Source organism: Serratia sp. N21D137, from assembly GCF_047530005.1.
Lineage (GTDB): Bacteria > Pseudomonadota > Gammaproteobacteria > Enterobacterales > Enterobacteriaceae > Chania > Chania fonticola_B.
Genome location: NZ_JBLJAJ010000008.1, coordinates 71,036 through 92,198 on the forward strand (window position 1 = coordinate 71,036; position 21,163 = coordinate 92,198).

Sequence of the window (21,163 nt, forward strand, 5' to 3'; positions counted from 1 at the left end):
TTGCGAATATCCCGTATGAGTTTACCCACCATTGCCGCAGTAAAATCCTTCCTGCTGGCGTTGCAAGACCAGATTTGTGAGCAGTTGGCCCAGGCCGATGGCGGCGCCGGTTTTAAGGAAGATCGCTGGACGCGTGAAGAAGGCGGCGGTGGCCGTAGCCGGGTGCTGACTAACGGTGCGGTATTCGAACAGGCCGGAGTAAACTTTTCCCACGTTTCCGGTGCCACGCTGCCCGCCTCTGCTACTGCGCATCGTCCAGAACTGGCCGGGCGCAGCTTTCAGGCGATGGGCGTATCACTGGTGATCCATCCGCTCAGCCCCTATATACCGACCAGCCATGCCAACGTGCGCTTCTTTATCGCGGAAAAACCCGGCGAAGAGCCGGTTTGGTGGTTTGGCGGCGGCTTTGACCTAACGCCCTTCTATGGTTTTACCGAGGACGCTGTTCACTGGCACCGCACCGCGCAACAACTCTGCGCCCCCTTCGGCGACGATGTGTACCCAAAATACAAAAAGTGGTGCGATGACTATTTCTTTATCAAACACCGTAACGAAGCCCGCGGTATCGGCGGCTTATTCTTTGACGATCTGAATACCCCGGATTTCGAAAGCTGCTTCGCGTTTACCCAGGCGGTAGGTGAAGGCTTCCTGGAGGCCTATCTGCCGATCGTGGAAAGACGTAAAGCACAGCCTTGGGGCGACAACGAACGCCAGTTTCAGCTGTATCGCCGTGGCCGCTATGTCGAGTTTAATCTGGTGTGGGATCGCGGTACGCTGTTCGGCCTGCAAACCGGTGGCCGCACCGAATCGATCCTGATGTCGATGCCGCCTTTGGTGCGTTGGGAATATAACTTCCAGCCCGCAACCGACAGCCCGGAAGCCGCGCTATACCGTGACTTTCTGCCGGTGCGCGACTGGCTACAGGAGCAACAATAATGCAGATTTGGGTCGATGCTGACGCCTGTCCAAACGTGATCAAAGAAGTGCTGTTCCGTGCCGCAGACCGTGCGGCAATGCCTGTTACCTTGGTGGCTAATCAGCCTTTGCGCACGCCCCCTTCGAAATTTATCCGCACCTTGCAGGTTGCTGCAGGATTTGACGTGGCGGATAACGAAATCGTGCGCCGCTGTGAAAAAGGCGATCTGGTGATCACCGCGGATATCCCGCTGGCCGCCGAAGTGATAGAAAAAGGCGCTATCGCCCTGAATCCTCGCGGTGAGCGTTATACGCCAGACACCATACGTGAACGCCTGAACATGCGTGATTTTATGGATACCCTGCGCTCCAGCGGGATCCAGACCGGAGGGCCGAACACTCTCAACCAGCGCGATAGACAGCAGTTTGCCAATGAGCTGGACAAGTGGCTGCAGCAGGCGAAACGGGCCAGTTAGCACCGGAGGGCCCCCTCCATCAGCTTAGAAGCGCACCTCACCGCCAAACAGATAAGTCCGTCCGCGGGCGGTGTTGGCCGCGGTTGCCTCATCTCCCTGGATCGGCAGCATATTCAGCTTGTTAAGCGCGTCGGAATAGCTTTTGTCCATCACGTTTTGCACGCTGAATTTCAGCAAAACATTACGGTTGATCTGATAGGTGCTGTACAGATCGATTACGGTGGGAATATTTGGCATCTCCTGTTTCATCAGCTTCCCGGTTTGCTCACTGGTTTCATAGTCTGGAGAAAGGCGGTGAGCCTTGCCGGTATATTTGATGATGCTGCCCACGGTCAACGCTTCGTCAAAGAAACGTAACCCGCTATCCAATGTGAAATACATATCCGGCAGTTCGTTGATATCTCCCGCGCCAAAGTAGCTACTGGCGATAGAGGTAGGCTGGTCGGTGTGCTGTTTGCTAAATGAGGCACGGGCAAAACCGCGGCCAGCATCATAGTTGGCTTCCAGCTCCACCCCGTGGGTACGCACCGGCGTTAGGGAGTTGACGTAGATATACATGTTATCCGAGAACGCTTCGCTGGCATCGCTCCAGTCATTCTGCAAGTTCTCACCCAAACTACACTTGCGGCCATTTCGGCACACCATGTAAGACTCGCTGAAGATATAGTTTTTGATTTTACTGGTGTAAACCACCGCCTTAAAGCGCAGGGTGTCCTGCTTGAACAGCAGATCGTTGCCGCTGAGGTTAAAGCCCGCTTGCCAGGTTTCTGAACGTTCGCCTTTCAGGAACGGGTTCATCGAAGCGCCGCCGGAATTAGAGAAAAACACCTCTTGGATGTTGGGGGCGCGCATCGATTTACTGTAGCTGGCAAAAGGTTGTAGCCAAGGCGTGACCTGCGCAGACAGCATCACTGACGGGTTAAATCCGTGCTCCTTCAGATCGATATTGGCACTGCCCTGCGGAAAACACTCCACCCGCAAATCACAGGCCGGTTTAAAGCCGGTGAGCTTGTTATTGGCATAATTGAGATTGAGATCGAGCTGGTAGATATCACGGTTGAGTTGCAATCCGGTGTACAGGCTGGCGATACGCTGGTCGCCCGAAGGGGCAAAGGTGTTGTTCTCGATCGCCTCATGCGCCGTCTGCGGATCCTCAATCTGCGATTCGACGTGCTTGTCGTACTGGTTGCGCATCAGTTTGCCGCCGTAGGTGAACGCTACGTCGGTCTGCCACAGGCTGAAACGGCTGGTATTATTGATATCCAGCGCGTCGGAGCGGTTTTCCGCATTGGTATTAAAGAAAGTGAACAGTGAATCGCTGTCATACTTCTGATTACCCTTGCTGTGGCTGGCGGTCATATTCAGATCCACCAGCTCGGAAAATGGCGCATAGTGATATTTGAGATAAAAATCGTTGCTGGCGATATCGCGGCGCGAGAATTTATTCTGGTAAGTCCGGGCAGATAATTCAATGCTGTGATATTCGTTGGGCTTGATATCCACCTTGAACAGCTGCGATTTGGGGTTTTGCTTCATAAACTCGTCGTAGCCGAAGTCCTCACTGCTCACGCCGTCGCCGTTGTTAAAGTTGGAATAGATGGAGCTGCCGCTAATGGCAGCCATCACGCCCAAACTGCCGCTATCGGTGAACGCCGCCCCTTTGGCCCCAACGGCGATCATACCGCTGCGGCCAATGCCGTTACTGCCCACGGAGAACTTGGTGCGCACGCCAAACGGATTATCGGCAAACACCACATCATCCACGCCGATAGTGCGGAAGTTGGCGCTGCCCGCCAATGCGTTCACCCCAGATGCGCCGCTGTTCTCACCACGCGCCACATCGACCCCAACAATAAAATTCGGATCGATCAGCACGCCGGATTGATTGTTGGTGGAACCATGGGACATCACGCCAGAGGTCGAGGTGCCAAAATAGCTCTGGGTAATACCATCAACCATGGTATTTACCCGGCCAAAACCGCTCATCCCACGGATATTGACGCTGACCGCCCCCTGGCTGGGATCGATTTGAGTAAAAGTGCCGGGCATGCTGCGCAGGATATTATCTATCGACTGCAGATTTTTATTTTCATCGCGCGAACTGAATGCCCCAGGCTTTTCCAATGCCTCCTGTTCGCTGTTATTAGCCGCCGCCGAAACGTTCAGCGGGCTGAATACCGCCTGGCCTTTATTTTCTGCAGCCAACAGCGGGCCAGCCAAAACCATACCGGTGCCAACCGCACCAATAAGCAGTTTAAATTTCATATATCCCCTAAAGTATTGCTATCAAAATCAGTGAGTGATCAATGCTCAGCAGAAAATACCGCCAGGTAGGCGGAAATTAATTATGGTTATTATCTGCCGCGCAGCCATTAAGCCGCGCGGCCAAGATCCTTATTTTTGTGTTTTTGCGTCCATTGCTAAAATAAAGCTGTATTCCAACGCGCTATTTTCCAACCGACTCAAGCGGCCCGATTTCCCCCCGTGGCCCGCCGACATATCCGTGGACAGCAATAACACCGCATCCCCCTGCTGGAATTGGCGCAGTTTCGCCACCCATTTGGCGGGTTCCCAATACTGCACCTGCGAATCATAGAGCCCACTGGTGACCAACAGATTCGGGTAGTGCTGCGCGCGCACATTATCGTACGGACTGTAGGACTTGATCAGCGTATAGGGCTGCGGCTGATTGGGATTGCCCCACTCTTCGTATTCGCCGACGGTCAACGGAATGCTGTCATCCAGCATCGTTGTCAGCACATCGACAAAAGGCACCTGTGCCACCACAGCGTTGTATAGGCGGGGAGCCTGGTTGATCACCGCCCCCACCAGCAGACCACCGGCGCTCCCCCCCATGGCATAGACACGCCCCGGCTGCCCAAAGCCCTGCTCGATCAACGCCTGGGTGGCATCGATAAAGTCATTGAAGGTGTTTGCCTTGTTCGCCAGTTTGCCCTGCTGATACCAGTCTTGCCCAAGCTCACCGCCGCCGCGTACGTGGATGAGCGCATAGACGAAACCGCGATCCAACAGGCTAATGCGGTTGGCGCTGAACGCCGGGTCCATGCTCATGCCGTAGGCACCATAGCCGTACACCACCAGCGGACTTTTGCCTGGTTTGAATTTGGCACTGTTGTATACCAGCGAGACCGGCACCTTTACCCCGTCGCGGGCGGTGATCCACAAGCGCTCACTGTGATACAAGCCTGGTTCTACGCCCTTCACCTCCTGCCGTTTCAGCAACTCGCGTTTACCGCTGTTGAGATCCCATTCATAGGTGCTGGTTGGCGTGGTCATGGCCGAATAGCCATAGCGCAGGCGGTCACTTTCCGGGTCCGGGTTGTAGCCCAGCCAGGCCATATAGCTGGCATCATCAAACGGAATGCTGCGTTGCTCGCCCCCTTGCCAGGCAATCTGCCGTAAATGCACCAAGCCTTCGCTGCGCTCTTTCACCACCAGCCAGTCACGAAACAGGGCAAAACTTTCCAACTCACTGTTTTCCTGAGGACCGATCAGCGGCTTCCAAGGCAGGTTCGCGGATGCCGTCTGGTACAAACCAAAGTGCGGGCTTTGATGATTGGAACGCAGATAAAACTCACCGCGATAATGGTCGAGATAATATTCGCGCCCGGCCTGACGCGGGGCAAAGAGTTGCACCGGAGTTTGCTGCCGGTTGGCGTCGATCAGGCGCACTTCGGAAGTGGTATTCCCGCTGATGGTGACAATCACGTAATCCCGCGAAGAGGAGCGATCCAGGCTCAGGTAAAAGGCCCCATCGTTTTCCTGATACACCAACTTATCGGCAGCCACCGGCGTACCGAATTGATGGCGATAGACCTGATAGGGTGACAGCGTTTGGGGATGATTGCGCACGTAGAACAAGCTGTTGCCATCGTTGGCCCACACCATATTGCCCGAGGTGTTTTCAATCACCTCTTTGGCCCAAGCGCCGCTAGCCAGATCGCGCAGGGAAATGCGGTATTGCCTGCGCCCTTGAGTATCCTCCGCGACGGCCAGGCGGCGGTTATCTTCACTGACTGCCAATCCCCCCACGCGGTAATAATCTTGGCCTTGGGCACGCTGATTGCCATCCAGCAGCGTCTGCCAGGCGGAGCCATCTGCCACGGCCTGCCGCTGGTAGACGGCAAACTCTTTACCCGCATCAATGCGTTCTTGATAGCGGTAGCCGTTGAGCTGATAGGGAACCGAGCGATCTTCCGGACTCATGCGGCCCAGCATCTCGTGATACAACCGATCGCGCAGCGTCTGATATGGCTGCATCACTTGTTCGGTATAACGGTTTTCCGCCGTCAGATAAGCCAACACCTGTTTATTCTGGCGGCCATCATCGCGCAGCCAATAATAATTATCGATTCGCGTTTCGCCCTGGGCGGTTAATTTATGCGGAATAATTTCAGCCTGGGGCGGCTGTACGGCCGCCTTGGTGGTAAAGCTTAATAACCCCATAAAAATCAGTAAATAAGTCACCAAAGGCCTGCGGCAGCGAGCCGATTGAACAGGTAATGTCATAACCCCTCACGATAATTTGAGCGTAGCAAACCCCTCTCCTGTTGCGCACAACAAGAGATAAAGCCTGATGGGTAAATACGTTTTGGCTGGCTTACAACAGCGCCAGGTTAAAATCTACTGCCATGGTCACGGCAACCTTGCCTTGGCGTAGCATCTCCGCCGGTGGCGTAGGTAACGGCTGCGCACGCAATATCACCGCCAGCGCTTCACGATCTAACGACGCGGTAGCTGAGGACGTTTTCAGTGCGACATCGGCCACTCGCCCCTGAGCATCCACCACGAAACTCACCACCGGTGCCCCCGAACGCTGACACCGTTTGGCGTCTGCCGGATAACGCTTCACGCGGTTGAGCATCCCTTTAACCTGACTCTCCCAAGAAAGCTTGGCCTGTGCCTGCGCGGTAGAATCGCTGTTTAACGGTGCCGCCACCCGCTGTGCCAGGTTTTGCGCCTTGGGTGCCGCCGTGCTGGCCGCTGCGGAATGCGTGACGTCTTGCTCTTTCTCCATAGGCGTTAGCGGCTTTGGCGGTGCTTTACGCTGTTGCTTATGCGCATTTTTACTGCGCTCGGCCACCACAATTTTTGCCGCTTCGGCACGTGCCAGTTCGGGCATCTCTGGCTCCCTCTGCTGTTGCACAGGCTGTGCCGCCGAACTATCCGCCTGTTGCTGCAACCCAAGCGGCAACGGCTTGGGCTGGCTTGGCGCTTCGATCTTCGCCGCCCAACTGAGCATGATCGCCGGTGGTGGCATCAGCACCGGCGGCAGCGAAGTTTGCGGCCAGTAAAACAGCCATACCAGCGCCAGATGAATGCCTAGCGCATACAGTAAACCACGCCCCCAGCGCGGCTGCGGCAGAGTTGCCGCCTGAGGGCCACAAGGCTGACTAAACATAGGGATAGTAGATTACCTAATTGCGAATGATTGCAGATCACATCTGCTAATGATAATCATTTGTAAATGTTAATGACAGATCTTTTCGCTATCTTGACGTAATCATTTTGCGGTTGGCGTGACCCAAAGGTAATCCGCCATAGGCCGATCGATGGCCACGCCCTGCTCTGCCAACATCAGCACCGTAAATTTGGCACCGGGCTGCAGATCCTGGATGTGCAGTGGCACACCGACCGTTCTGGAGGCGTGATAACCGCCCACCATCAGCAGTGCCGGGGTGGGTGCAGCCAGTAAACTTTCGGCCATACGGCGATCGCGTTGCTGCTGAATAGCCAGCATGGCATGCAGCTGCACCGCATCAATTTTGCCGTCATGGGAATCACGGATGGTGGCAGCGAGCGCCTGCTGGACTTCTGGCCGCACCGAAAGCTGGCCTTTGGGGAATTCGGGCCGTTGATAAAACGCCATGATTTCGCTGCGATCGAGGTTGGCAGACAACAGAGGATAAGGTGCGCGCATCGCCGCCATTACCACATCGCCATACAGTGACCACTTCCAACTGGCTTGCCAGGCGGTCAGTTCAGCTACGCGGCTATCACGCACCGTAGGTTCGGTTTGCAGCCATTGTTTTACTTCATCCACTTTGCCTTGCTGGCTGGGCGTGATCATCTCCATCAGCACGCTGCCCTGTGGCCGCTGTTGCGGTAATTGCTCTACCAGCCACAGTTCGATCTGGTGGTGATAAGGATTGTCGTGTTTTTCACCCACGATCACCCGTGGCTGTTCTGCCAGGCGCGTCAGTAACTGCTGCGGCGTCAACGTCTCGCCACTGCGTAAATCAACAATCTTGCCTAGCGTGGTAATGTCGCTTTTCGGGGGGGAGACAGGCCCCTGGCTACAGGCTGTAAGCACCAGCGTTGCAAACACTATCAGAAATTTCATGTCGTCTTTCCTTACACAAAAGTGGCGACATTATAGAGAATAATTATCATTTGCATATAGAAATTGGCAGCACCTGGTGGCTGACAGCTGTTTTTTCGTTACCTTGTTTTGAGTTACGTTGATTTCGCGTAATGGAACCGGTATAACTGATAGCCATTTAGACGTCCATATGGATAGATTGTTATGCAACCTGCCGCTGAAGGGCAATTCAAACGCACCATGAAAGCCCGGCATTTGGTGATGCTGTCGCTGGGCGGCGTGATCGGTACCGGTCTGTTTTTCAACACCGGCTATATCATCTCCACGACCGGTGCACTAGGCACCCTGCTGGCCTACTTGATTGGCGCTGTCGTGGTCTATCTGGTCATGCTGTGTCTGGGGGAACTTGCCGTTGCCATGCCGGAAACCGGCGCATTTCACGTCTATGCGGCACGCTATCTTGGCCCGGCAACCGGCTATACCGTTGCCTGGCTGTATTGGCTGACCTGGACCGTTGCGTTGGGCTCCAGCCTGACCGCCGCCGGTTTCTGTATGCAATACTGGTTTCCACAATCACCGGTCTGGTTGTGGTGTCTGATTTTCTGTCTGGCCATTTTTCTGCTCAACGTCATTACCACCCGCTTCTTTGCCGAAAGTGAATTCTGGTTCTCGCTGATCAAGGTGATCACTATTCTGGCATTCATCGTGCTGGGCGGTGCGGCCATGTTTGGCCTGATCCCGATGAAAGACGGCACGCCAGCGCCCTTCCTGAGTAACCTGACCTCATCGGGTTGGCTGCCCAATGGAACGTTACCGATCCTGATGACCATGGTTGCGGTCAATTTCGCCTTCTCCGGTACTGAACTGATCGGCATTGCGGCGGGCGAAACCGAAAATCCGGAAAAAGTGGTGCCCTGGGCCATCCGCACCACGGTGATCCGCCTGATGGTATTCTTTATCGGAACGGTATTTATCCTGGCAGCGTTGATCCCTATGGAGCAGGCCGGGATTGTGAAAAGTCCGTTTGTCCTGGTCTTTGAACGCATTGGAGTGCCTTATGCCGCCGACATTTTCAACTTCGTGATCCTGACCGCCATTCTCTCGGCCGCCAACTCCGGGCTGTATGCCTCGGGACGCATGCTGTGGTCGCTGGCCAATCAGCGCACCCTGCCTGCCTATTTTTCACGGGTGAATGCGCGCGGGATCCCGATGAATGCATTGACGTTCAGCATGCTCGGCGGCGTGCTGGCCCTGTTGACCAGCGTGATCGCGCCCGATACGGTGTTTGTGGCACTGTCTGCCATTTCCGGCTTTGCGGTCGTTGCCGTCTGGCTGAGCATCTGTGCCGCCCACTACGTTTTTCGCCGCCGCTACCTGCGCAGCGGTCAACCGATTGAAGGGCTGAAATACCGAGCACCAGGCTATCCGCTGACGCCTATTGTCGGCTTTGCGCTGTGTTTATTGGCCTGTATCGGTCTGGCATTCGACCCAGAGCAACGCGTAGCGCTATATTGCGGCCTGCCGTTTGTGGCGATCTGCTATCTGGCCTATTACCTGACCCGGCGTTCCGGGCAGAAAAATCTACTGAACACCGGAGAAGAACATGTCGGTTAACAACCCTCTGGCCGCCTTGCTGGCCGATAACCGCACGTTGATTTTGGACGGGGCAATGGCCACCGAACTGGAGGCCCGAGGTTGCGATCTCACCGATCCGCTATGGTCGGCAAAGGTGCTGATTGAAAACCCGGAGCTGATTTATCAGGTGCATCTGGATTACTTCAAAGCAGGAGCACAGTGCGCTATTACCGCCAGCTATCAGGCCACGCCCCAAGGTTTTTTACGCCGGGGTCTGGATGAGCCGCAATCGTTGGCACTGATCGCCCAAAGCGTCCACCTGGCGCAGCAGGCGCGCGCCGATTATCTGGCCCAGCACCCACAACGATTGCCTTTGCTGGTGGCCGGTTCGGTCGGCCCCTATGGTGCCTACCTGGCGGACGGCTCTGAATACCGTGGCGACTATCATCTGCCGCAAGCAGAAATGATCGCGTTCCATCGCCCTCGCATCACGGCTCTGGCCAACGCTGGCGTGGATCTGCTGGCATGTGAAACGCTGCCTTCGTACGCGGAATTAAAGGCCCTGCTGGCGCTGCTGACGGAATTCCCAGCGCTGGGTGGATGGTTCTCTTTCACTCTGCGCGATAGCCAGCATCTCAGCGATGGAACGCCACTGGCCGTCGTCATGGCTGAGCTTAACAGTAACCCGCAGGTGCTGGCAGTGGGCGTCAATTGTATCGCGTTGGAAAACGTCACCCCGGCGTTGCAGCAGCTTGCCGCCCTGAGTGATAAACCGTTACTGGTTTACCCAAACTCCGGCGAACACTACGACGCGGTGAGCAAAACCTGGCACAGTTGCGGTAACCACCAGCAGCATCTGATCAATCAGTTGGCCGATTGGCAGCATGCCGGTGCCCGCTTGATTGGTGGCTGCTGCCGAACCACACCTGCCGACATTCAGGCAATTGCCGAACGCTGCCACGCATAAAAAAGCCCCCTGTGGCCGAAGCCGCAGGGGGTCACTTTCACGCTATTACAGCGGTTTGGTTTGTGCTTCCACTACGGCCAATGCCACCATGTTGACGATACGGCGCACCGAAGCGATCGGCGTCAGGATATGTACCGGCTTGGACACGCCCATCAATACCGGCCCTACCGTCACCCCTTCGGAAGAGGAGACACGCAGCAGGTTGTAGCTGATCCGCGCCGCTTCCATACTTGGCATGATCAGGATGTTGGCGGAGCCTTTCAGCGGGCTGTCCGGCATCAAATCGTGGCGGATACTTTCCACCAGCGCGGCGTCACCGTGCATCTCACCGTCGATCTCCAATCCTGGTGCCATCTGATTGACCAGCTCCAGCGTTTTACGCATTTTGCTCGCCGACGGGCAGTTGGAAGAACCAAAGCTGGAGTGGGACAACAGCGCCACCTTCGGTTCAATCCCGAAGCGCCTTACCGTGTCTGCCGCCATCAGGGTGATTTCCGCCAGCTGTTCCGGCGTTGGATCATCGTTGACGTAGGTATCGGCGATGAAGGTGTTACCGCTCGGCAGCAGTAAGGCGTTCATTGCTCCTGCCACATGTACCCCTTCACGGAACCCGAATACCTTTTCCACCACGTCATAATGCTCGTGGTAGCTGCCGATGGTGCCACAGATCATGGCGTCGGCTTCCCCACGGTGCAGCATGATGGCAGCAATCAGCGTTGGGTTACCGATCACCGCACGGCGAGCCTGCTCCTGGGAGACGCCACGGCGCTTCATGATCTGGTAATACTCACCCCAGTATTCATTGAAACGCGGATCGGACTCGTTATTCACCACTTCAAAGTCTTTACCCGGCGTCAGCTGCAGGCCAAGTTTCTTCAGGCGCATTTCAATCACGCTTGGGCGACCCACCAGGATCGGGTAAGCCAGCCCCTGCGATACCAGCTCTTGGGTAGCATGCAGGACGCGCTCTTCTTCACCTTCGGCCATTACCACGCGTTTCACTTCTTTCTTCGCCTGGGAGAAGATCGGCTTCATAAACAAGTTGGTTTTGTAAACGAACTCGGTCAGTTTCTCCACGTAGGCATCGAAGTCTTCGATCGGGCGCATCGCCACGCCAGAATCCATGGCTGCCTTGGCTACCGCCGGGGCGATTTTGACAATCAGGCGCGGATCGAACGGTTTGGGAATAATGTATTCCGGGCCAAAGGAAAGGTCCTGATCGCCATACGCCGAAGCCACCACGTCGCTCTGCTCTGCCAGCGCCAGATCGGCAATGGCGTGCACGCAGGCCAGCTTCATCTCTTCGTTGATGGTCGTGGCCCCCACATCCAGCGCGCCACGGAAGATGAACGGGAAGCACAGCACGTTGTTCACCTGATTGGGGTAATCAGAACGGCCGGTACAGATGATCGCATCTGGGCGCACCGCTTTCGCCAACGGCGGCAGAATTTCCGGTTCCGGGTTAGCCAGCGCCATGATCAGCGGATCTCTGGCCATGGTTTTCACCATGTCCTGCGTCAGCACGCCAGGGCCGGAGCAACCCAGGAAAATATCGGCATCGGGAATGGCATCCCCTAGCGTACGCTGGCCGTTATCCGCAATGGCATACGCCGCCTTGGTTTCTTCCATCTTGGCATCGCGGCCCTGATAGATCACGCCTTTCGAGTCGCAAACGGTGATATTCTGCTTGCTCAGACCCAACGCGACCAGCAGGTTCAAACAGGCAATGGAGGCCGCACCGGCTCCCGATACCACCAGGCGTACGTCGGAGATGTTTTTCTTCACCACCCGCAGGCCGTTGAGCACCGCAGCGGTGGTAATAATCGCCGTGCCGTGCTGATCGTCATGGAACACCGGGATCTTCATGCGCTCACGCAGTTTCTTCTCAATATAGAAGCACTCGGGCGCTTTGATATCTTCCAGGTTAATGCCGCCGAAGGTCGGTTCCAGCGCGGCGATCACGTCAATCAGCTTGTCAGGATCGAGTTCATCGACTTCGATATCGAACACGTCAATACCGGAAAACTTCTTAAACAGAACCCCTTTACCTTCCATGACCGGTTTACCGGCTAGCGCCCCGATATTCCCCAATCCCAGCACCGCGGTGCCGTTGGAGATCACCGCCACCAGGTTACCCTTGGCGGTATATTTATAAGCGGCCAGCGGATCGGCGGCAATTTCCAGGCAGGGGGCAGCCACACCCGGCGAATAGGCCAAGGCCAGATCGCGCTGTGTCGCTAGCGGTTTAGTCGGCGATACCTGGATCTTCCCTGGGACCGGAAACTGATGGAAATCAAGGGCACTCTGTTTGAGCTGTTCGTCCATTATGGGTTCCTTTGCTTTCTTCTTTTATGTTGAGGTAAGGCTTTATCGCTGAACCAGTATAGTGAGAGAATCGTCACAAACTTTGAAGCGTGCCATAACCTTGGGTAAAATTCGTAAATAAAAGTTAAAAGGAAGTTAAGCGAACAGAAAAGCAGCAGTTTTATTATGCCTGCGTCAACCGTTTACCACGAAGGTTCGTAGGTGTATGTGAGTGAGAGGGGAAATGGCAAAGGGCTCAACCTGACGCAGTTAAACCCTTTTTTACCACAGCGATTACTGTGACATATTAAGAATGGTGCGGATATTGAGGGCGCTAGTCGCGATGATATCGATCGCCCCGGTACGCAGCGCGCCCAGAATAGCCAACGCTTTGGTATTCTCAGAAGCAATGGCGATCACACAAGGGATTTTCCGCAGCTCATCAATACTCAGGCCAATGACGCGATCGTTCATCACCGTATCTACATGCATCCCCTGCGCGTTGAAAAAGTCATAACCGGCGATATCACCGATCACCCCCTGATTCAGACTGGCATCAATGATCTCGTGGGGAGTAAACCAGCCAAGCTTGACCATATAGCTGTTTTCATTCATATCACCGATGCCCACCAGGGCCACATCGGCCTTGCGCGCCCGATCCAGGGTTTCCTTGATGGTGCCGTTTTGCATAAACGCTTCTTTCAGCGCCCGGTTTTCTACATATGCCGGGGCATACAGCGTCTCGCTGCTACCACCAAACTTCTTCGCCAGACGGCGGCTGATGTGGTCAGCATTGATGGCGTCACCGGGGCGATGTGTTCCCCCAATGCCACAGATAAACTTACAATTTTTGGGGGCCACGCTGCCCACATGATCGGCGATCGCGGCCACGTTACGCCCTTGGCCAACCGCCAGGACCATATCGTCTTTCAGGGACATGGCCAGATAACCGGAAACCAATGCTGCTACCTGACGCCGCTGTTCTTCCTCATCCTGATGATCCAGCGCGATTAATGCACGGCTGAGGGAGAAACGCTCCAGCATTTGCTGCTCCAGCCGGGTACTGAATACCGGATGATAGCGGACGGTGATCTCAACAATGCCTTCTTCTTTGGCCCGCTTGAGTAAACGCCCGACCTTAATCCGCGAAATACCGAACTTTTTTGCAATCTCTTCCTGAGTGATTTCATCCTGATAATACGCCACGGCAATTTCAGTCAGCAGTTCGTTATCCTGGGATCCTGTTTTTTTTTCCATCCGTTACACGTTTCCCCACGGCAGATTGGTCTTTTTCAATAGAAGATGGGTTCAGCATGCCGAACCCATCTTATCGCATTGCCCGCTAGTATAACCTGTTCAGGCGGCAACGGTATTCAAGCGTTGTTCCACCGCATCAGCCAGTTGGCATAAAAGTAGACAACAGGATACCGCACCGGCATCCAGCACGCCGCGCGAACGTTCCCCCAATCGGCTCGCGCGACCAATCTTGGCAACCAGATCGCGGGTTGAATCACGCCCGGCAACGGCAGCCCGTTTCAACTGCTCCAGCGACTCACTGAAGCTATCGCCACGCCGAACCGCCTGCTCAAACCCTTCGATAGCAGGGATCAGCGTATCCATCAGGCACTTGTCGCCTACGCCAGCGCTGCTGATGTCCTGCAGTTCAGTGAGCCCATTGCGCAACATGGCCAGAAAAACCTGTTTATCCAGCGCCATTTTATCACGCACGCTGTCGGCCATGCCCATGAACAGGCTGCCATACAGCGGCCCCATCGAGCCACCAATCCCTTCCATCAGCGCGTCCGCTACCGCGTCAAAAGCCTGCGCCAACGTCAGTTTTTGGCCCTTGATGGCCTCACCACATAAGGTGAAGCCTTTTGACATATTAATGCCGTGATCGCCGTCGCCAATCGCTCCATCTATTTCACTGAGATACTCGCGATTGCTGACAATCACGCCAATCAGCGCCGCGACGATCTCATTGCCATACTGCGTAGAAATTTGTGTGGTCATGATTCACTCCACCTGAGTTAGGCCCAATGAATGAGCGGGCATATCGAGCAACGTTTTCAATTGGTCGTCGAGCTTCATCAAGGTTAACGTCACCCCCATCATTTCCAGCGAGGTAAAATAGTTACCCACATAACGGCGGTGAACCTTGATACCACGCTCCGTCAGCCGCTTTTCAATCTCGGCATAATAGATGTAGAGCTCCATCACCGGCGTGGCCCCCAGGCCGGAAATCAACAGGGCAACTTCCTGCCCCTTGTTCAACGGCATATCATTGAGCACAAAGTCGAGCATGGTGCCAGCCATCGCGGACGCCGACTGGATCGGTGATACCTCAATCCCAGGCTCACCGTGATGCCCAATCCCGATCTCCATGTGGCCATCGGCGATATGGAAGTTGGGCTTACCTACCGCCGGGATGGTGCAAGAACTGAGCCCGACGCCGATCGAGCGGCAATTGCCAATCGCCTTTTGCGCAGCAGCGATCACCCCGTCAAGATCGTAACCCAGCGCTGCGGCAGCAGCCCCGATTTTCCACATCAGAATCTCACCGGCAACGCCACGACGTTTTTCAATTTCACTGGCGGGCGCAGAAGCAACATCATCATTTGCCACCACGGTTTTTACCGTGATACCGGCGGCGCTGGCCTTCTTCATCGCCATTTTGACGTTCATATTATCGCCAGCATAGTTGCCATACAGGCAGGCGACCCCCGCCCCGCTGTCCGCGGCCTTGAACGCATCCAGAAATGCCCCCGCCGTTGGCGAAGAGAAAATCTCACCGATGGCCACAGCATCGAGCATGTTCTTGCCAACATAGCCCAGAAACGCAGGCTCATGCCCCGAGCCCCCACCGGTAACAATACCCACCTTGCCTTTGATCGGTGCGGCAGGGTATTTGAGGACTCGTGCATTATCGGTCGCGGTGAAATATTCCGGATGAGCCTTCAGATAGCCCTGAATGGCATCTTCCACGACGCGATCGGGATCGTTAATGATTCTGTTCATCATGGCCTCTCTTTTGCCTGAGTATCGAGTTATTGAATGGTGTAACCGCCGTCAACCACCAGATTGCTGCCGGTGATCATGCTGGCCGCATCGCTCGCCAGGAACAGCGCGCTGGCGGCAATATCCTCGGGTTCGGCAAAGCGCCTCAGGGGGATTTTCTGCTTCATTTGTTCTGCAACCTCGCCAGACCATGCTTTGCGCCCCAACTCGGTCAGCACCACCGTGGGCGAAATGGCTTTTACCCGCACGTTGTGCGGCCCCCATTCCAGTGCCAGAACCTGGGTCAAGCCAATTACGCCGGCTTTGCTGGCGCAGTAAGCCAGATGATTGGGCAAGGCGACCACGCCGGCCTGCGAGGCCAGGTTGATAATGCTGCCACTGCCCTGACGGATCAGATAGTGGCCCACGACCTGGCTGGTAAGAAACACCCCTTTCAGGTTCACCGCCATGGTGTTATCCCAAGCGTCTTCGGGCAGTTCTTCCGCCGGATACAGCGCGACAATCCCGGCGCTATTGACCAGCACATCCAGCCGCCCGAAATGGGCATTAGCCTGCGCAACCGCCTGTTCTACAGAGGCTTTGTCGGTGACGTCCATCACGATGCCTAACGCCTGTCGCTGATCCAGCTGCTGAGCAATCTGCACCACCTGTGGAGCACGATCCAACAGTACGACCTGCGCGCCGTTTTGCAGATAGCATTTGGCAATAGCCAGACCTATTCCCGCCGCGCCGCCGGTTATCAACGCCACTTTCCCTTGCAAGGCTCCCTTGCTTTGACCAGTAATCATAGAAAACTCCCTCAAACGGTTAGTTACGCCAAGCTGTGATGATTTTCTTCCACGGCGGCAGGCACGGCTTTAGGCAAGGTGACATATTTCATCAAGACGCCGCTGAACAAATACAGGCCGGTGAAAATCCAAATCACCCCGCTGCTCCCCAAGCTGCCGATAAATAACCCTACCACTGCCGGGCCAACGAAAGTGCTCAACCCCGCGCCAAGATTCAGGATCGACATGGCGGCACCTTTATTCTCCGGGGCCAACGTTGGCATAATGGCCGAAAGAGGCACGAAGGCCGCCAGGCAAGCACCGAATAGCCCGGCGGCCACGACGGTCAGCAGATAATTGGGACCGAGGAAGTAAGGCACGTAATAGAACATCAGCGTGGTGATAGCGCAGCCGACGCAACCGAACCACATGACGACGTTACGCCAGCCCAAGCCGTCGCTGATCACCCCAAAGATCAGGTTGAAGATAATGTTCACCGTCCACAGTGCCGCATACATCTGTAGCCAGTCAGTGCGGCTAAACCCGATATCCATCATGTACATCGGCATAAACACCACGAAGCCATACGCCGCAGAGGTATTGATGGTGCGGACAATGCCACCCAGGCCGATTTTCGGGTTCTCAAACGCAATGGTGATCCCCTTTAGCACATAGCTGAGGGAGGCTTTTTGCCTGTCCCCCACGTCGCTATGGCCAGGAGTGCGGTTAAGCATCAGTGCGATCATCGCCCCGAGCACCACAAAGATTAATGCGCTCCATAAGGTGTGAATTTCCCCCAGGAACGGCAGCATGATGCTGGAATAGAGCACGCCCAGTACGCTCAACCCACCGCTATAGACAAACCAGAAAATCCCCACGGCGGAACCCAGCCTTTCCGGCGGAGCCTCATAGGCGACCCATACCAGAAAACCATAGGCAAACAGGGGATAGCCCAGCCCGCGCAGCGCATAGGTCGGTATCATCACCGACAGGTTGTTACTGGGTAATCCCCACACCAGAAAACACACTGAGCCCAGCAGGAACAACAACAATCCAGCCAGCATGACGCGGCGAGCGGTAAAGATTTCTGCCAAAACGCCGGAAAACCAGGCGGAGATTGCCGCAGCAAAACCGTAAACGCTAAACAGCAGCGCAGATTCCTGAATGGTTAAGCCTTTGCCGATCAAATAAGGTGAAAGCCAGCCTTGTTCCAGCCCCTCCCCCATCATAAAGACCAACACACCGGCATAACCGAGCATTAATTTTGGTGACAGACCAATGCGATGAATCAGTCCATTCAGCATAAAACACCCCAGCACATTGAATTGTGGAGGTGCAGGCTAGCCCGCACCCGAAGAATGATGCAGGCATTACAGATTTGGGTTGAGCACCACTTTGATTGAGCCGATGCCCCGTTTCATCATGGCGAAGCCTTCAGCAAACTGTTCGAGCGGCAACGTTTGGGTGACGACGCCTTTGGTGGGCAGATCGCCATTGCGTATCCCTTCAATCACCAACGGATAACAATAAGGGCCCAGGTGCGATCCCAATACGTCCAGCTCCTTACGATCGCTGATAATGCTCCAATCGACGGTCACCGGATCTTTAAATACCGAGAACTCGACAAAGGTGCCCAACTTACGGATCAGCATCAGCCCCTGTTCGACAGATTGCTGCGCGCCGGTGGCTTCAATATAGATATCGCAGCCGTAGCCTTCGGTCATGTCCTTAACGATCGCCATCACATCATCGCGCAGTGGGTTCAGCACAACGTCAGCACCAAATTCTTTCGCCAGCGCCAGGCGTTCGTCTGACAGGTCGAGCACCACCAGCTTCGATGGACCGGATTTTTTAATCGCACCGATCATCCCCAAGCCCAGCGTTCCGGCCCCGGCCAGCACCACCACGTCCCCCAGCTTGATGTTGGCGCGCTGTACCGCATGGAAAGAACAGGCATAGGGTTCGATCAGAATGGCGTCTTCGATCGGCATATCCGCAGGAACGTGATAGTTGATGGCCTCTTTGGTGAACTTCATGTATTCCGCCATGCCGCCATTAACGTTATTCTGGAAGCCGTACAGATCGTGTTTCTCACACATCCAATACTGGCCCCGGTTACAGAAACGGCATTGCCAGCAGGGAACGATCTGTTCTGAAATCACCCGATCGCCCAACTTGAATCCTTCAACGCCCTCCCCATAGCCCACCACGTGGCCGATAAATTCGTGGCCTGGGATCATCGGCGCTTTGATGTAAGCCGGCTGTTTTTCATCCCCCCAAAAACTAGCCGCTCCTTCAAACGCTTTAACATCACCGGCGCAGATGCCACAGGCTTCAACTTTCACCAGGATCTCGTGCGGGCCAATTTTCGGTACCTCCACAAGCTCCAGGCGGTAATCCTGCGGGGCATAAGCCACCACCGCTTTCATGGTTTCAGGAATGCCTTCGGCCATGGTTGCCGCTGTTACGCAGTTCTGACACATAGTTCTATCCTCGGGTAGGGTTTATTTTTATGATCATAAGTACACACAAAGAACAAATAAACACTACATACTCTCAACATGTTTGCCCACCACCAACCTTTGAAATTGTGATCCTGCTCAAGAAGCCCCCTTAAAGTCACCTAACAGGCCATAAAGTCGATTTATTTGTGATATTCATCACCTTTATCGGCCATAATCCCTTAGTCAAAACAAAAACAAATGAACATCAATTGAACATTTGATAAATCATGGTTATGGTATTCGCCATGACGCGCCAGCGGGGATCGTCAGCCTTACCCTTGATCAACAGGAGATGTGTTATGCAGCCTATTGCGATTGGCGCCGATGATGCCGCCATTGAACTGAAGAATGTGATCGTTGCGTTTCTGCAACAGCGCGATATTCAGGTTACCGACTACTCACCGGGAAGCGATACGCCCCCCATCGGCTATCCCGATATCGCCTTTCAGGTGGCGCAAGGCATTAAGGATGGGAAACACCAACGTGGCATTTTGCTGTGTGGCACCGGTATTGGCATGAGCATTGTGGCCAACAAGGTCCCGGGGATCCGCGCAGCACAGTGCCATGATACCTATTCGGCACAGCGCGCACGTAAAAGCAACGATGCACAAATCATCACGCTTGGCGCACGCGTCATTGGCCCGGAACTGGCAAAATCGATCGTCGAAGCCTGGTTGAGCTCTGAATTTGAAGGAGGGGGATCGGCACCTAAGGTGGCAAGGATCGGCTATTACGAACAGGTTGTTGGCCAACGCTGAACCAACGTCGACAGAGGGTCACGGCTTGGGGGGCCCATGTGGTATTTCTGCCCCCATTGTTTCTATCCATCGCAACAATCAGAAAAAGCGTATTTCATTCATCAGCCATATGATGCATGGTGTTAACCATAATGAAATACGTTCTCATTTACTGTTATGACTTTGGGCAAGGAGCTTATAAATGAACCAGTTAGACGCACTCAAACAGTTGACCGTGGTTGTTGCCGACAGCGGTGATATCGAATCCATCCGCCAGTTCGAACCGCAGGATGCCACCACCAACCCTTCGTTGATCCTCAAGGCCGCGGCGCTGCCGCAGTATAAGTCACTGATCACCGAAGCGCTGGAGTACGCCCGCCAGCAAGGCGGCAGCAAAGAAACCCAACTGATTAACGCCAGTGACAGACTGGCGGTGAATATTGGGGTCGAAATTCTAAAAAGCGTACCAGGGCGAATCTCCACCGAGGTGGATGCCCGTCTATCCTTCGATCGCGGTATGTGCGTGGCTAAAGCACGCAAGCTGATCGGCATGTATCAAAACCAGGGGATCGATAAATCCCGCATTCTGATCAAGCTGGCAGCCACCTGGGAAGGGATCAAGGCGGCCGAAGAGCTGGAAAAAGAAGGCATCAACACCAACCTGACGCTACTGTTCTCCTTTGCTCAGGCCCGTGCCTGTGCCGAAGCCGGTGTCTATCTGATTTCGCCGTTTGTTGGCCGTATCTACGACTGGTATCAGGCCAGACAGCCGATGACCGATTACGATGCCGAGCAGGATCCGGGCGTGAAGTCCGTTCGTACCATTTATGAATACTATAAACAGCACCGCTATCAGACCGTGATCATGGGCGCCAGCTTCCGTAAGGTTGAGCAGATCCTGGCGTTGGCGGGTTGTGACCGTTTGACCATTGCGCCAAACCTGTTGGAAGAGTTGAAGCAAAGCAATCAGCCTATCGAACGTAAACTGACGCCGTCTACCGAAGGGTTTTATCAGCCAGCACCACTGGCCGAGGCGGAGTTCCGCTGGCTGCATAACCAGGATGCCATGGCGGTTGAGAAGTTGGCCGAAGGCATTCGCCTGTTCGCCGTCGACCAGCAGAAGCTGGAAGATATGCTGATCGCACAGCTGTAAGACGATGATAAATAAGTGAGATCGGCAAAGCAATTGCCCCTCACCCTAACCCTCTCCCACAGGGAGAGGGGACCGATCGAGTGTGTTTTAAAGATAGTGACTCACTTTGGCTAAGGACGATCAAGCTAGCTAAAATGACTGCTTTATTTTCAGGACCGATCGAGTGTGTTTTAAATGTAGTGACTCACTTTGGCTAAGGACGATCACGCTAGCTAAAATGACTTCTTTATTTTCAAACGAGTAGGGGCTAACAGCTCCCTCTCTCTGTGGGAGAGGGGACCGATCGAGTGTGTTTTAAATGTAGTGACTCACTTTGGCTAAGGGCGATCACGCTAGCTAAAATGACTTCTTTATTTTCAAACGAGTAGGGGCTAACAGCTCCCTCTCCCTGTGGGAGAGGGTTG

17 protein-coding genes are annotated in these 21,163 nt (G+C 54.8%); 6 read left to right on the plus strand and 11 right to left on the minus strand.

Annotation, left to right across the window (positions count from 1 at the left end; genetic code table 11):
* The first annotated feature begins 15 nt into the window (after nt 1-15).
* The gene (hemF, locus tag ACMV5H_RS08950) at nt 16-936 is read left to right on the plus strand and encodes an oxygen-dependent coproporphyrinogen oxidase (RefSeq protein ID WP_414821716.1); all 921 of its coding nucleotides are present in this window, start codon (nt 16-18) and stop codon (nt 934-936) included.
* Nucleotides 936-1,391 (plus strand): YaiI/YqxD family protein, encoded by a 456-nt coding sequence (locus ACMV5H_RS08955; RefSeq protein ID WP_414821717.1) that lies wholly within the window; start codon nt 936-938, stop codon nt 1,389-1,391. Before hemF ends, ACMV5H_RS08955 begins: the two co-directional genes overlap by 1 nt.
* 24 nt (nt 1,392-1,415) lie before the next feature.
* Here the strand turns inward: ACMV5H_RS08955 and ACMV5H_RS08960 are convergent, their stop codons facing one another.
* From ACMV5H_RS08960 to ACMV5H_RS08975, 4 genes are all read right to left on the minus strand, one after another.
* Nucleotides 1,416-3,656 carry a TonB-dependent receptor domain-containing protein gene (locus ACMV5H_RS08960; protein ID WP_414821718.1) on the minus strand — a complete coding sequence of 747 codons (2,241 nt, stop codon included), beginning with the start codon at nt 3,654-3,656 and terminating at the stop codon, nt 1,416-1,418.
* A gap of 129 nt (nt 3,657-3,785) precedes the next feature.
* Nucleotides 3,786-5,858 (minus strand): S9 family peptidase, encoded by a 2,073-nt coding sequence (locus ACMV5H_RS08965; protein WP_414821738.1) that lies wholly within the window; start codon nt 5,856-5,858, stop codon nt 3,786-3,788.
* Between the two features lie 154 nt (nt 5,859-6,012).
* Entirely contained in the window at nt 6,013-6,813 is an 801-nt protein-coding gene (locus ACMV5H_RS08970; RefSeq protein WP_414821719.1) for an energy transducer TonB, read from the minus strand.
* A 102-nt stretch (nt 6,814-6,915) separates the two neighbouring features.
* On the minus strand, nt 6,916-7,755 hold the full coding sequence (locus tag ACMV5H_RS08975) for a ChaN family lipoprotein (protein ID WP_166733101.1): 840 nt from the start codon (nt 7,753-7,755) through the stop codon (nt 6,916-6,918).
* 183 nt (nt 7,756-7,938) lie between these two features.
* Between ACMV5H_RS08975 and mmuP the strand changes: the two genes are divergently transcribed.
* The gene (mmuP, locus tag ACMV5H_RS08980; RefSeq protein ID WP_021807081.1) at nt 7,939-9,348 is read left to right on the plus strand and encodes an S-methylmethionine permease; all 1,410 of its coding nucleotides are present in this window, start codon (nt 7,939-7,941) and stop codon (nt 9,346-9,348) included.
* Nucleotides 9,338-10,276, plus strand: a complete 939-nt coding sequence (gene mmuM / locus ACMV5H_RS08985) for a homocysteine S-methyltransferase (RefSeq protein ID WP_115159510.1) — start codon at nt 9,338-9,340, stop codon at nt 10,274-10,276. Before mmuP ends, mmuM begins: the two co-directional genes overlap by 11 nt.
* A gap of 45 nt (nt 10,277-10,321) precedes the next feature.
* Here the strand turns inward: mmuM and maeB are convergent, their stop codons facing one another.
* From maeB to ACMV5H_RS09020, 7 genes are all read right to left on the minus strand, one after another.
* Nucleotides 10,322-12,601 (minus strand): NADP-dependent oxaloacetate-decarboxylating malate dehydrogenase, encoded by a 2,280-nt coding sequence (gene maeB / locus ACMV5H_RS08990; RefSeq protein ID WP_115159511.1) that lies wholly within the window; start codon nt 12,599-12,601, stop codon nt 10,322-10,324.
* Nucleotides 12,602-12,874: 273 nt separating this feature from the next.
* Nucleotides 12,875-13,837, minus strand: coding sequence for a sugar-binding transcriptional regulator (locus ACMV5H_RS08995; protein WP_021178715.1), 963 nt, complete (start codon nt 13,835-13,837; stop codon nt 12,875-12,877).
* Nucleotides 13,838-13,936: 99 nt separating this feature from the next.
* Nucleotides 13,937-14,593 (minus strand): dihydroxyacetone kinase subunit DhaL, encoded by a 657-nt coding sequence (gene dhaL / locus ACMV5H_RS09000; protein WP_059201461.1) that lies wholly within the window; start codon nt 14,591-14,593, stop codon nt 13,937-13,939.
* A gap of 3 nt (nt 14,594-14,596) precedes the next feature.
* Entirely contained in the window at nt 14,597-15,598 is a 1,002-nt protein-coding gene (locus tag ACMV5H_RS09005; protein WP_094982062.1) for a dihydroxyacetone kinase subunit DhaK, read from the minus strand.
* A gap of 29 nt (nt 15,599-15,627) precedes the next feature.
* Entirely contained in the window at nt 15,628-16,386 is a 759-nt protein-coding gene (locus ACMV5H_RS09010; RefSeq protein WP_414821720.1) for an SDR family oxidoreductase, read from the minus strand.
* A 23-nt stretch (nt 16,387-16,409) separates the two neighbouring features.
* On the minus strand, nt 16,410-17,669 hold the full coding sequence (locus ACMV5H_RS09015) for an MFS transporter (RefSeq protein WP_021178719.1): 1,260 nt from the start codon (nt 17,667-17,669) through the stop codon (nt 16,410-16,412).
* Nucleotides 17,670-17,735: 66 nt separating this feature from the next.
* Nucleotides 17,736-18,848: an MDR/zinc-dependent alcohol dehydrogenase-like family protein gene (locus ACMV5H_RS09020; RefSeq protein WP_021807087.1), complete on the minus strand. Its 1,113-nt coding sequence runs from the start codon at nt 18,846-18,848 to the stop codon at nt 17,736-17,738.
* Between the two features lie 320 nt (nt 18,849-19,168).
* Between ACMV5H_RS09020 and rpiB the strand changes: the two genes are divergently transcribed.
* Nucleotides 19,169-19,627 carry a ribose 5-phosphate isomerase B gene (gene rpiB, locus ACMV5H_RS09025; protein ID WP_021178721.1) on the plus strand — a complete coding sequence of 153 codons (459 nt, stop codon included), beginning with the start codon at nt 19,169-19,171 and terminating at the stop codon, nt 19,625-19,627.
* A gap of 181 nt (nt 19,628-19,808) precedes the next feature.
* Nucleotides 19,809-20,759, plus strand: coding sequence for a transaldolase (tal, locus tag ACMV5H_RS09030; RefSeq protein ID WP_024484505.1), 951 nt, complete (start codon nt 19,809-19,811; stop codon nt 20,757-20,759).
* Nucleotides 20,760-21,163 lie beyond the last annotated feature (404 nt).